Origin of the sequence: Pseudoalteromonas sp. A22, assembly GCF_018141345.1 — a bacterium.
In the GTDB taxonomy this organism is placed as follows: Bacteria; Pseudomonadota; Gammaproteobacteria; order Enterobacterales; family Alteromonadaceae; genus Pseudoalteromonas; species Pseudoalteromonas maricaloris.
In genome coordinates this window covers 79,923-91,850 of sequence record NZ_CP047238.1, presented here as the reverse complement: position 1 = coordinate 91,850, position 11,928 = coordinate 79,923, and the positions used below count along the sequence as shown (strand labels likewise).

The 11,928-nt window shown below is 46.4% G+C and carries 12 protein-coding genes; 5 read left to right on the top strand and 7 right to left on the bottom strand.

Annotated elements, in window-relative coordinates:
- The first annotated feature begins 300 nt into the window (after positions 1 to 300).
- The 3 genes from ubiD (at position 301) to GSF04_RS05525 (ending at position 3,129) form a co-directional block, all read left to right on the top strand.
- The gene (ubiD, locus tag GSF04_RS05535) at positions 301 to 1,773 is read left to right on the top strand and encodes a 4-hydroxy-3-polyprenylbenzoate decarboxylase (protein ID WP_010378157.1); all 1,473 of its coding nucleotides are present in this window, start codon (positions 301 to 303) and stop codon (positions 1,771 to 1,773) included.
- A gap of 77 nt (positions 1,774 to 1,850) precedes the next feature.
- Entirely contained in the window at positions 1,851 to 2,564 is a 714-nt protein-coding gene (fre, locus tag GSF04_RS05530; protein ID WP_211858974.1) for an NAD(P)H-flavin reductase, read from the top strand.
- Between the two features lie 157 nt (positions 2,565 to 2,721).
- On the top strand, positions 2,722 to 3,129 hold the full coding sequence (locus tag GSF04_RS05525) for a CBS domain-containing protein (protein ID WP_039491023.1): 408 nt from the start codon (positions 2,722 to 2,724) through the stop codon (positions 3,127 to 3,129).
- Between the two features lie 20 nt (positions 3,130 to 3,149).
- Here the strand turns inward: GSF04_RS05525 and add are convergent, their stop codons facing one another.
- The 7 genes from add to cyaY form a co-directional block, all read right to left on the bottom strand.
- Positions 3,150 to 4,145 (bottom strand): adenosine deaminase, encoded by a 996-nt coding sequence (gene add / locus GSF04_RS05520; RefSeq protein WP_211858973.1) that lies wholly within the window; start codon positions 4,143 to 4,145, stop codon positions 3,150 to 3,152.
- Between the two features lie 132 nt (positions 4,146 to 4,277).
- Complete coding sequence (locus GSF04_RS05515) at positions 4,278 to 5,381, bottom strand: heme biosynthesis HemY N-terminal domain-containing protein (RefSeq protein WP_211858972.1); 1,104 nt, start codon at positions 5,379 to 5,381, stop codon at positions 4,278 to 4,280.
- Positions 5,378 to 7,195 carry a uroporphyrinogen-III C-methyltransferase gene (locus GSF04_RS05510; RefSeq protein WP_211858971.1) on the bottom strand — a complete coding sequence of 606 codons (1,818 nt, stop codon included), beginning with the start codon at positions 7,193 to 7,195 and terminating at the stop codon, positions 5,378 to 5,380. The genes GSF04_RS05515 and GSF04_RS05510 overlap by 4 nt, the downstream gene beginning before the upstream one ends.
- Complete coding sequence (gene hemC / locus GSF04_RS05505) at positions 7,196 to 8,134, bottom strand: hydroxymethylbilane synthase (RefSeq protein ID WP_211858970.1); 939 nt, start codon at positions 8,132 to 8,134, stop codon at positions 7,196 to 7,198.
- A gap of 103 nt (positions 8,135 to 8,237) precedes the next feature.
- Positions 8,238 to 9,209, bottom strand: a complete 972-nt coding sequence (locus GSF04_RS05500) for a DUF2914 domain-containing protein (protein WP_211858969.1) — start codon at positions 9,207 to 9,209, stop codon at positions 8,238 to 8,240.
- A 45-nt stretch (positions 9,210 to 9,254) separates the two neighbouring features.
- Positions 9,255 to 9,911 (bottom strand): alpha/beta fold hydrolase, encoded by a 657-nt coding sequence (locus GSF04_RS05495; protein ID WP_010604231.1) that lies wholly within the window; start codon positions 9,909 to 9,911, stop codon positions 9,255 to 9,257.
- On the bottom strand, positions 9,911 to 10,231 hold the full coding sequence (gene cyaY / locus GSF04_RS05490; RefSeq protein WP_010378141.1) for an iron donor protein CyaY: 321 nt from the start codon (positions 10,229 to 10,231) through the stop codon (positions 9,911 to 9,913). Before cyaY ends, GSF04_RS05495 begins: the two co-directional genes overlap by 1 nt.
- A 155-nt stretch (positions 10,232 to 10,386) precedes the next feature.
- Between cyaY and GSF04_RS05485 the strand changes: the two genes are divergently transcribed.
- The gene (locus tag GSF04_RS05485) at positions 10,387 to 10,563 is read left to right on the top strand and encodes a lipoprotein (RefSeq protein WP_010604229.1); all 177 of its coding nucleotides are present in this window, start codon (positions 10,387 to 10,389) and stop codon (positions 10,561 to 10,563) included.
- A 1-nt stretch (position 10,564) separates the two neighbouring features.
- A complete protein-coding gene (lysA, locus tag GSF04_RS05480; RefSeq protein ID WP_102055833.1) occupies positions 10,565 to 11,818 on the top strand; it encodes a diaminopimelate decarboxylase in 1,254 nt (417 codons plus the stop codon).
- Positions 11,819 to 11,928: the final 110 nt, after the last annotated feature.

Below are 11,928 nucleotides of genomic sequence, written 5' to 3'. Positions count from 1 at the left end.
CCCCTCAGGATATCGTTTTATGCAACCGCGGCGACTATAGCGCAAAGGGTATGTGAGCTACATCGAAAGTCGATTTTTGCTTGTTTCATATCAAAACAACTCAACACACACATCTTTTTATAACAATTTATACACTTGCTCCGGCGTACTGACAAGCCGATAAGTTCTGAAAGTGTAGTCTATTTCAAAATACTGTAGACGCAAAAGTGAGTCACTAAACCTTTTCACCATCCCATCCGTACAGCTAGGAAAAATATGCCTAGTTGATATACTAGGCCAAACTCAACTCATAGTGCGCCGATGAAATACCAAGACTTACGAGATTTTATAGCCCAGCTTGAAAAACAAGGAGAACTTGTTCGCGTCAAGCAGCCCATTTCCACCAAACTAGAAATGACTGAAATTGCAGATCGAACGCTGCGAGCAGGTGGACCCGCTATCCTATTTGAAAACCCTGTAGGTTATGACATTCCGGTACTGGCTAACCTATTTGGCACACCAAAGCGCGTTGCAATGGGGATGGGACAAAGCGATGTCAGTGAGCTAAGAGAAGTCGGCAAGTTACTCGCTTTTTTAAAAGAACCCGATCCACCGAAGGGAATTAAAGAAGCCATTGGCCAGCTACCGGTATTCAAACAAGTGTTGAATATGCCAGCCAAGGAAGTGAAAAAAGCGCCATGCCAAGAAGTCGTATTGAGCGGTGATGAGGTCGATCTCACGACACTACCTATTCAACATTGCTGGCCTGGTGATGCCGCACCTTTAATTACATGGGGGTTAACGGTAACCAAAGGTCCTTATAAAAAGCGTCAGAACCTAGGGATTTATCGTCAGCAGCTATTGGGTAAAAACAAAATTATTATGCGCTGGCTATCACATCGCGGCGGCGCGCTTGATTTTCAGGAGTGGTGCAAAGAGCATCCGGGCGAACCGTATCCGGTATCGGTTGCACTTGGCGCTGATCCGGCGACGATTTTAGGTGCGGTAACCCCGGTTCCCGATACGCTAAGCGAATATGCATTTGCAGGTCTACTGCGTGGTAGTAAGACACAGGTCGTTAAATCTATTTCTAACGAACTGCAAGTACCAGCGAGTGCCGAAATCGTCTTAGAAGGATATATTCAACCGGGCGAGCTTGCGCCAGAAGGTCCATATGGCGATCACACAGGCTATTACAATGAAGTTGACGACTTCCCTGTAATGACTGTCACTCATATAACGCATCGCAAAGATCCAATTTATCACAGCACTTATACTGGCCGCCCACCTGATGAGCCAGCCATTCTTGGTGTTGCCCTCAACGAAGTATTCGTGCCGATTTTACAAAAGCAATTTCCGGAAATCGTCGATTTTTACCTTCCACCAGAAGGCTGCTCATACCGCATGGCGGTCGTCACCATGAAAAAGCAGTATCCGGGGCATGCTAAACGCGTGATGATGGGCGTATGGTCTTTCCTTAGACAATTTATGTACACCAAGTTTGTCATTGTTTGCGATGATGATGTAAATGCTCGCGACTGGAATGATGTGATCTGGGCGATAACCACACGTATGGATCCCGCAAGAGACACCACCTTAGTTGAAAGCACGCCTATCGATTATCTCGATTTTGCTTCCCCTGTGTCCGGCCTTGGCTCTAAAATGGGTATGGACGCAACCAACAAATGGCCGGGTGAGACCGACCGTGAATGGGGCGAGCCTATCGTTATGGATCCCGAGGTTAAACAACGCGTTGACGAAATTTGGGATACCCTAGGGATCACCATCAAATGACATATATCATCTAACATTGTGCACTCAGCTATGCTAGAGTGCACAGACTTTAGCCACGTGCTTAATAAAGGTAACACATGCAAGTATTAGCAGCAGAGGTTGTCTCAATTACACCTCTTACGGAATTTGTTCACAAAGTTATATTAAAACCTGAAGAAGCGGTGCAATTCGAAGCCGGCCAGTATCTGCAATTGGTACTTGGTGAAAAAGACAAACGTGCTTTCTCGATTGCCAGCAGCCCTTCAAAAACAGAGCAGTTAGAGCTACATATCGGTGCTTCTGGCGCTGACTCTTATGCCATGCAGTCACTAGATCACCTACATAACGCTTTTGATACAAAGCAAACCGTTGCATTAGAAGTTGGTCTTGGCGTATCTCAGATCCGTGTTGATCAAGCGCGTCCACTAGTACTCCTTGCCGGCGGTACTGGATTTTCTTATGTCAAATCTATGGCCGATCACTTGGCTGAAACAGGTTACGACCAACCAGTATTATTTTACTGGGGTGTAAAAGAAGAAGCTGCGCTATATGCAAAAGCGGAGATGGAAGCTTGGGCCGCCTCAAATAAACACTTTCAGTTTATTCCTGTGGTAGAAAATGCCAGTGAAGCATGGAAAGGCCATCGTGGTTTCGTTCATCAGGCTGTGATGAAAGATATCGTTTCTTTAGAGCCGTACAGCATTTATATGGCAGGCCGCTTTGACATGATTGGCATCGTGCGTGATGACTTTATCAATCATGGTGCTGAGCGCGACTTTATGTACGCCGATGCCTTTGCGTTTATCAAGTAATCTCGACTTCTGTTAATTAGCCAGAACGTTATCCAATGTGTGGCAGGTCTTTGGTCACACATTGAAAAAACAGAACAAACCAATCAAAACAATCCATTTTACCAAAGCAGTCTCACCCGCTACTCTCATATTACACACAAACACCGCGAGAAGTATGATGAGTAAACTCTATGTTCGTGACATCATGTCACCCGATTTCCCACTGTTAACCGCCGAGACCGAACTAACCGACGCGATTAGTTTGCTACAAAAGCATCATTTAATTGGTGCGCCAGTGATAGATGCACAGCGTCATCTTGTTGGATTTATTTCAGAGCAGCAGCTACTCAAGCCTTTGCTTAATTCCAGCTACTTTTGTGATGGTAAAGTACAGCTGAGAGACTTACTGGCTACGCCTGCCCTCAGCATTGAAGCTGCAACAACCGTTGTCGACCTTGCACAACGTATGCAGCAAAATAGTCCTAAGGTTTATCCCGTACTCAATGAAGGCAAAGTGATTGGAATTGTGACACGCAGCCAAGTCGTTGCGGCGTTAAAAGAGAGTTATCTTAGCTGTGCGGGGTGATCCCACACAGCAATTTCAGTCTACGCTTTCTTTGTAAGCAACGCTTTTTTATCAGCTTCGCTTAAAAAGGCAATCTCAACCGCATTGCGCTGCGCTTTATGGATATCACTCAAATCTAAACCTGCCGCCGCAGCCGCATGGCTATACTCGTTATCCAACTCGATACCTTGAACCGCAGGGTCATCGGTATTGATGGTTGCCAACACACCATGATCTAAAAATGCTTTCAATGGATGTGTGGTTAAACTTTCGACAGTGCTTGTTTGAATGTTACTGGTTAGGCAAGACTCGATCCCAATACGATTATCACGTAAATAGTCCATCAGAGCTGGGTCATGGATTGCTTTAACTCCGTGACCGATACGTGTTGCACCTAGTTCTTTAATGGCTTGCCAGATACTTACCGCGCCTTCAGCTTCGCCAGCATGTACCGTCACCCCAAGGTAAGCATCGCGAACCTGCTTATAATGTTCAATAAACAGCTCGCCTGGGAAGCCCAGCTCGTCACCCGCGAGGTCAATCGCAACCAACTGCTCTTTAAAGGCAAGTAGCGCGTCTAGCTCATATTGGCATTTCTCAACACCAAATGTGCGTGACATAATCCCGATCAGGTTAACCTTAATGTCTTGGCCTTTAACTGCACTTTGTACACCGTCGACTACGGCTTCAACAACGCCCTGTGGGTGTAGATTATGGGTTTTTGCCATGTAGTAAGGACTAAACCTTAGCTCTGTGTAATCAATACCTTGTGCAACTGCGTCGGCAACATTTTCAATCGCAATACGGCGACAAGCATCGTAGTCACCTAGTACCTTTACACCCCAATCTAGTTTTTCAAGAAACGCCATTAGATTGGGTGCATTGTCCAACACTTGAACATGCGGGCGTAAACCTTCGAGATCCGTTGCCGGTAAATCCATATTAAACTGCTGGCCAAGTTCTAAAATCGTTGTAGCACGAACGTTACCATCTAAGTGGCGATGTAAATCTAATAGTGGGAGTGTGTTATTGATCATAAGAGACTCGATTTGCAGTTAAAATTTTTGGGATCATACGCACCTAAACTGAGATAGCAAGGACATATGTCAGAATTGAGTATAGCTATCTTTAATACAAAAAAGCCTGCACATTGCTGCGCAGGCTTTTCGTTACGATTTTGCGATTAAATACGCTTTCTCGTAGGTATGCATTTTTTCGTAGGCGAGCTGAGCTTGCTTACTCCAGCGCGCCTCCCAAGGGTTTGCACTTAAAGAATCAAAGATCTTCGCAGCAAGCTCATAATCCCCCTCAGCATTGCAAAGGCAAGCCAAGGAGAACAGCAGCTCCTTGTCATCTGGATGTTTTTTCAATTGCTGCTGCAGTGCTAACTTGAGTTCATTACTACTTTGCGTGCTGTGTTGCAGATAGTCGGCCAGCTGGCGATATTGACCTTGTTTGAGCAGCTTCTTGAGCTCACCCAACACTTCCGCTATGCGTCCCTGTTGTAGCTTCACCTTATTAAGAGCTGGTATCGCATGCGCTTTTACTGCCTTAGGTAGCATATTAAACAAAGTGTCTGCTTGCTCTGGGGCTATTACAAACATGCGCTCGAACACACTCTGCCACTGTGTATCACTCCAGTTGAGCTTTTTGTGCCACTTCGCGATTTGTGCAGCGGCCAGCTCGGGTTGCTTAGCCTGTAGGCAAGCTAAAATGTAACCGCTAAGCACCGCTGAAGTTGGTTTAGCCGCAGACATTTTATCATCAAGTAAAGCCAACGCCTGTTCACTATTATTTGCCTCTAGCCATAGTGCCGCAAGCTGTCCTTGGTTGTCATCCGATATTGCTTCTAGCTCCGTATTCGCTTTGACAACATCTCCTTGCTTTAACGCCGCTTTGGCTGCGATGGCACGCACATAGTCTTGGCGTTCATCCGGCTGCGGCGTTTTCGTCAACAAGGTTGCGGCTTGTTCCACTTCGCCGTTAATAAATAGCCACAAACTTTCGTTCCATGCTTGTTGCGCTTTTAGTTTACGCTTTCTGGAAAAATGACCTTTCGTATTGACTAGACGATGCCACGACCAACGCACTACCTTACCCAACAACACTAAAGTGGTGATGGCGAGTAATAACAAGATAGTGAAAGACACTATGCTGCCTTCAATCGTGGTTTGATTGAAGGAGATCAACACATAGCCTTTCTCATCAATGAGCAAATGACTGGCGGCTAGCGCGATAAAGATAAGCGCAAAGGTGATGATTTTTGCCATCATTTTAGCCACCCTTTTACTGCTGCTGGGGTGGCAAGCTCAATCGACTCTTGGCGCTGAACTTCACTGCGGCTCAACTTGTTTAAAGCCTGCTGCATCGCGCTCACAGGCGCGTGTTGCGTATCAAAATAACGCGCCAACGTGTCGGCTGCACTATCAAGCGCACTGAAGTAAATGCTCGCTTGTTGATCCATTAATGCGGTTTGTGCTTGGGTTAAATAGGCACGCAGCTGCGTGCGTATAAGCAGCTGCTCGTTTTTATCTAGGAGTGGGTCTATCACCATTTCATCATGGTGACGTATGGTAATAAAGTCATCAACCAATCCCCGCCAAGAGCGCTTTAAGTTCGCTTGCCAATCATCAACCTGTTGCGATAGCGCAGCATCTTCACTCGCTGCCTTTTGCGGAATTTGCTTGGTTTTGATCGTTAGCGTATCAACTTGAGACAATAAACCATGAAGCTCAAAGTAAAGTGACTCCGTTTGTGGCTTAGGCAAGGCCTTCAAAGCCGCAATATCTGTAGCAATCGCCTGTTTAACAGCAGCCGTGTTGGACTCAGACTCTAAGCTCTCTTGCAAGCGCTGCAGGATAGCAGTTGCGCCAAGATAATCTTGCTCTGCCGCAACTTTAAATGCAGCAAGGCGCTGTAAATACAATGCCTCAGAGGCCACTGCACCGCTTACTTGCTGCTGCGCCTTGGCAAGCGTCTGCGTTAACTGGGTTTCCACATGTTGCTGCTGCTCAGCCAATCGCTTTGCGACATTGTCTTGCAGCGAATCAAGCACATTTTCTACTCGTTGAAGTTGCGACTTAGCACCACTCAGCTGCGTGTTTAATAGCTGATTTTCAGCGTTAATCGCTTGGTTAGCTAGCAACGCTTGCTGCAACTGTTGTTGCTGTTGCAAATAAACATAGCCAGCACCAGCACCACTACCCAGCGCCACTAATAATGCAAGGAGCGCAACCTTACTCACACCAGCCTTCGCGTGATGTGGCGTTACGGTTTGCTCTGCTGCTTTTGCAGCTTGCTGGGTATTTGTATTCTTTGTTTGCGATTCAGACTGAGTCATTTTGCGCCCTTGCTGCTTGGTATAGTCGATGATACTCCCTGCGATGGCACGATTATCAGGGCCATGACATACCACAATTTGAGACTGTTCGATGTTATAGGATTGCTGTACATGCTCAGCAATACGTTGGCTCACAACAAAGAAAGTGCGCTGAGCCAACCAATCTTTACTTGCTGACGACTGCGTATTAAAAATCGCATCCGCTGCACTATTACTGGTAATGACTATACCTTCAATCTGCTGGCTTCGCCAGTGGTCTAACCAGCCATCTGCATTGTCTTTTACGGCAACGCGTTCATAAACCACTAGACTGTCAAGGATGGCACCTCGCGCTTTTAAAGTTTGCGCAATGACGGGACGCCCGCCTTTCCCTTTGACCAACAATACACGCTTGCCCTCAACAGAGGACAGCTGCGGGAGTGCAAGCAAGCCTTCGGAATCAGGTTGTTTAGGATATTTAGCCTTGATATTTAGGGTCTGCTGGATAGCATCGGCCGTGCCTTCGCCAACAGCAAAAGCTGCGCAATGTCCGGCTAATGGTACTTCTAATTGGTGAAAGTATCGCACCGCATCTGGCGAGACAAAAATAGCTAACTCGGCTTCGCTTATCATTGCTTTGGCGGTGTCACTCACCGCCACTTCATTAAGCTGCAATACTGGGCAAATCACTGAGCTAATTTGCTGCTGTGTCAGTAACTCAGATAAAGGTTCTGATTTGCCAACGGGTCGAGTTAGCACAACTTTCATTTAAGCGTCCCTATAAACCTCAGCAAGAATTTTATCTGCACCTTGCGCAAGTAAGGATTCTGCCAATTGAATTCCAAGTTGCTCAGCCTCTGCAACCGTACCAGAGCATTCGCCGCGCAAGATTTCGCTGCCATCGACAGCACCTACTAAGCCGCGCAAGTGCACCTGATCGCCCGAGACTTCTGCATAAGCACCGATTGGAACCTGACATCCCCCTTCCAAACGGCGGTTCATTGCACGCTCGGCAAGTACACGAATACGTGTATCAGTGTGTTCCAGTGGTGCAAGGAATGCTTTAGTTTGAGCATCATCGCTACGACATTCGATACCGACAGCGCCTTGGCCATTGGCCGGTAATGAATCTTCAGGTTCAATATAACTTGCGATTCTATCCACCATTTCTAAACGGATAAGTCCCGCCGCGGCCAAAATAATGGCATCAAACTCACCTGCATCTAGCTTGGCTAGGCGAGTATTCACATTACCGCGTAAGTCTTTAATGATTAAGTCCGGACGAGCCGCTCGAATTTGACATTGGCGACGCAGGCTTGAAGTGCCAACCACAGCGCCCTCAGGCAACTCTGCAAGTGAGGTATAAGTATTTGACACAAACGCGTCTCTTGGATCTTCACGTTCGCAAATAGTATGCAGCTCGAGCCCTTCAGGGAAATCAACAGGTACATCTTTCATTGAATGCACTGCAATATCTGCGCGCCCTTCTAACATGGCCTGCTCAAGCTCTTTGACGAACAACCCTTTACCGCCAATTTTTGCCAGTGGCGTATCTAAGATCTTGTCGCCTTTCGTCGACATCGGTACGAGCTCTACTTTTAGATTCGAATGGTGTTTTTCAAGCTCTGCCTTCACAAATTCGGCTTGCCATAGCGCCAAAGCACTTTTGCGCGTTGCAATACGTAATATGGAAACTTGTTCTGTCATGATTTGCCTTTCATTTATTGCAGCGTTATTGCCGCTGCAAAGAGTTAACTATGTGGTGACGGCAGTCAGTCACGTGCTGCCATACACAATGCTGCGAGTAAGATTATTGCTGACTGTTATCCACAATGCGGAACGTCTTTTGGGCAAGCAGTTGTCCAGACTGCGTCACCACCTCAACACGCCAATCTCCGGTTTGACTCGGCATGACGTTCTTACTTGAATAAGTACGGTAGCGCGCGGCTTGGATCGGCAGCTCCACTTCTGCCATCAGCTCGTCTTGATGAAACCACAGGTGCGACACCACTTGATCTTTAAGCGCGTGCACTTCAGTGAAAAAGTACAGCTTGTCACTAAACTGAGTGGTCGCAATTACGTCTTTCAACACGTTCGTCGGTTCGCGGTCATCAATCAGAGTAGTGAGTACAGCGCGGCTGATAAATTGCGTGTCGATTTTTGCCCCTAGCGCGACACTGGCTATGCGCGCTTCAGCATCAAATTGATTTTTAGCTTCAGCCCTTGTTTCTGTTTCTGTTTCTGTTTCTGTTTCTGTTTCTGTTTCTGTTTCTGTTTCTGTTTCTGTTTCTGTTTCTGTTTCTGTTTCTGTTTCTGTTTCTGTTTCTGTTTCTGTTTCTGTTTCTGTTTCTGTTTCTGTTTCTGTTTCTGTTTCTTCAGAAGTGTGCTGTTGCACTTGGTCTAACGCAATAACTTGAGCGACCTCTATTGAGGTCGTCGCGGCACCAGCAGGGGTGAGTTCGGGCGTCGTTAACACGCTATCGGGTGAGGTATCCGCACTTGGCTGCTCGCCTTCACGATCCACATTAGAGTCTACTGGTGCAGGAGAGTCATTCAGTGATGTATCGGTTTGCGCAATGGTAGCATGTATAGGTACTGCCACTTGGACATCATCTTCATCTGCGTTGACGTTATCCACAACACCGTAAACCCCCGCGGTTGCAATGCCAGCAAATGCTGCCGTTGCCATAAAAATGCGTTTCCAGTGCCATTGATAGGTCACCGCTGAGGGCTCTGAGGGTTGCTTACTCACCGACGTTTTTATGACAATCTTTTGTGACATTGCTTTGCTCCTGTATCTGTCACCAGTACCTTATACCACTTAATATTAATCGCTCAGTCTCGTAATTAACCAAGCGCGAATGGCTTTTAACTCTTCAAGACATACCTGATGCTCCATTGGGTAGTCTTGCCAGCTCACTTCATAGCCTTGCTGTTGTAACGTGTTAAATGCGTGCTCACCTGCAAACATCGGCACGACAGGATCAGCACTGCCATGCGCCATAAAAATAGTAAGCTCGCTTTGCTGTGCTTCTGCGCTGAGCTTTTCAGGCACACACATATAAGTTGATAGTGCCATGACACCAGCCAATTTAACAGTTAAACGCGGTGCAAGATGGAGCGCAATCACGCCCCCTTGAGAAAATCCAGCTAGGATAATACGGTTAGCTGGAATACCTTTATCTAACTGTGCCTGAATTAACGCTTCAACCTGAGCTGAAGAGTCTCGCACACCTTGCTCATCCGCTCTTTTATCCAGATCAAATGATTTAATGTCATACCATGCACGCATCACCATACCACCATTTATAGTGACCGGCTGCTCTGGTGCATGTGGAAAAATAAAGTGTGCACCCAATTCGTCAGGCAGGTTTAACTCAGAGGCAATGGGTAAAAAGCCGTTACCTGAATCACCTAAACCATGAAGCCAAATAATACTCGCTTTATGTTGTCCTTTGGCAGGATAATCTACAAACTCCAACATTAATCGTGCTGCCACTCTATTGCGATATTTGCCTGTTTAGTCGCCGCGTCGCTCATAAACTGCCAAAACTCAGCACCGGAGCGATTATCAATCCACTGATCGCCACGCAACTCAAAGTGATGACCATTAAACTTAGTCGCCACCCAGACTTGGTGCAATGGTGCTTGTTTGTTAATAACAATTTTGCTCTTGTCAGGGAAAATAATCTCTAGAATTCCCGATGCTGATTCGTAATCTAAATCAGCGTCACAATCATCGATCTGCTCTTCAATAGTCAACATTAGCGCATCGGCTAACTCATGATATTCACTTTCTGTCATCGTGATTTCCTCTTACTGACGCACTGCGGCATGGTGCCTAAGCTTAACTCGCTATTTGAGCAATTTGATGAAGACGAAATTTCAATAGCGAAAAGCTGCTTTTTTTATCAATTCTGTTACTCTGCGATTATAAAGGCACTGACACGAATTATCTAATGAAAGCGACACCTTATAAATTTAGCGTAACGGCACTTGTTTTTACTACTTTAATCGGATTATCGGGTTGCGGTCAAAGCGGTCCGCTTTATTTGCCTGAACAACAGGCTAAAAAATCAAACCAACCGAAAGCAGCACAAGCAAACCAGCCTGAAGCAGAGCAACAGGAGCGTTAAAATGGATTATTTCAATTATCAAGATGGCGAACTATTCGCTGAAGATGTCGCCATAACCACAATCGCCGAGCAATATGGCACTCCTTGCTATATCTACTCGAAGAAGACTTTAGCGCGGCATTATCACGCTTTTACGGATGCCGCAGCCGGTCATCCCCACTTAGTGTGCTACGCAGTAAAGGCGAATTCAAATATCGCCGTGCTGAACGTCTTGGCTCAGCTTGGTTCTGGTTTTGATATCGTGTCGAAAGGTGAACTTGCGCGAGTGCTAAAAGCAGGGGGAGATCCTCAAAAAGTCGTTTTTTCTGGTGTTGCGAAAACGGAAGATGAAATTGCGTTTGCGCTTGAGACTGGGATTAAATGCTTTAATGTTGAGTCGATTGCAGAGCTTCACCGTATCAGTGAAGTGGCAACCAGACTGGATAAAATTGCGCCAATTTCATTGCGTGTAAACCCAGATATCGATGCAAAAACTCACCCCTATATTTCAACCGGGTTAAAAGAGAACAAATTTGGTATTGATATCAAAGCCGCATTTGATGTTTACCAGCTCGCTTATGCCCTACCGGGTTTAAAAGTGGTTGGGATCGACTTTCATATCGGCTCTCAGTTGGTTGAGGTTAATCCATTTTTAGCGGCGTTAGATAAAGTGCTGGCTCTAATCTCTCAACTTGAAAAAGCGGGAATTTACTTGCATCACCTCGATATCGGTGGCGGTCTTGGCGTGCCTTATGACGGTGAAAAGCCGCCGCATCCGAGTGCTTACGCTGCAGAGATTAAAGCGCGATTGGCGCAGTTCAATGATCTAGAACTCATTTTTGAGCCTGGTCGAGCGATTGCTGCCAATGCCGGTGTGCTGGTGACTAAAGTCGAATTTATTAAGCCAACCGAGCATAAGCATTTTGCCATTGTTGATGCTGGCATGAACGACATGTTACGACCATCGCTTTATCAGGCTTGGCAAAATATCGTACCAGTCACACCGCGAGACGACGTTGACGCGATAAATTACGACGTGGTTGGTCCAGTATGTGAAACGGGTGACTTTCTAGGTAAAGACCGAGTACTTAAAATAAAGGCTGGTGACTTATTAGTACAGCGCAGTGCAGGCGCGTATGGCTTTACCATGAGTTCAAATTACAACTCACGCCCCCGCTGTGCAGAGGTCATGGTTGATAACAATCAACACCATCTAATCCGCCAAAGAGAGCCGTTAGAATCTCTGTGGCAATTTGAGCAACTACTGCCACAATAATCGACTTGGATACGTCCTAGGGATGCAAAGCAAGGCTTAATGCCAAGCCGCTTCCCTAGTCGAGGTATCCATGGCAAAGTATTAGCAAAGTGAGGCCATGGTTTTATACC

What these genes read in the sequence shown, in the direction of transcription:
- ubiD (WP_010378157.1), top strand. Translation starts at nt 301, where the DNA reads ATGAAATACCAAGACTTACGAGATTTTATAGCCCAGCTTGAAAAACAA.
- fre (WP_211858974.1), top strand. Translation starts at nt 1,851, where the DNA reads ATGCAAGTATTAGCAGCAGAGGTTGTCTCAATTACACCTCTTACGGAA.
- GSF04_RS05525 (WP_039491023.1), top strand. Translation starts at nt 2,722, where the DNA reads ATGAGTAAACTCTATGTTCGTGACATCATGTCACCCGATTTCCCACTG.
- add (WP_211858973.1), bottom strand. Translation starts at nt 4,145, where the DNA reads ATGATCAATAACACACTCCCACTATTAGATTTACATCGCCACTTAGAT.
- GSF04_RS05515 (WP_211858972.1), bottom strand. Translation starts at nt 5,381, where the DNA reads ATGATGGCAAAAATCATCACCTTTGCGCTTATCTTTATCGCGCTAGCC.
- GSF04_RS05510 (WP_211858971.1), bottom strand. Translation starts at nt 7,195, where the DNA reads ATGAAAGTTGTGCTAACTCGACCCGTTGGCAAATCAGAACCTTTATCT.
- hemC (WP_211858970.1), bottom strand. Translation starts at nt 8,134, where the DNA reads ATGACAGAACAAGTTTCCATATTACGTATTGCAACGCGCAAAAGTGCT.
- GSF04_RS05500 (WP_211858969.1), bottom strand. Translation starts at nt 9,209, where the DNA reads ATGTCACAAAAGATTGTCATAAAAACGTCGGTGAGTAAGCAACCCTCA.
- GSF04_RS05495 (WP_010604231.1), bottom strand. Translation starts at nt 9,911, where the DNA reads ATGTTGGAGTTTGTAGATTATCCTGCCAAAGGACAACATAAAGCGAGT.
- cyaY (WP_010378141.1), bottom strand. Translation starts at nt 10,231, where the DNA reads ATGACAGAAAGTGAATATCATGAGTTAGCCGATGCGCTAATGTTGACT.
- GSF04_RS05485 (WP_010604229.1), top strand. Translation starts at nt 10,387, where the DNA reads ATGAAAGCGACACCTTATAAATTTAGCGTAACGGCACTTGTTTTTACT.
- lysA (WP_102055833.1), top strand. Translation starts at nt 10,565, where the DNA reads ATGGATTATTTCAATTATCAAGATGGCGAACTATTCGCTGAAGATGTC.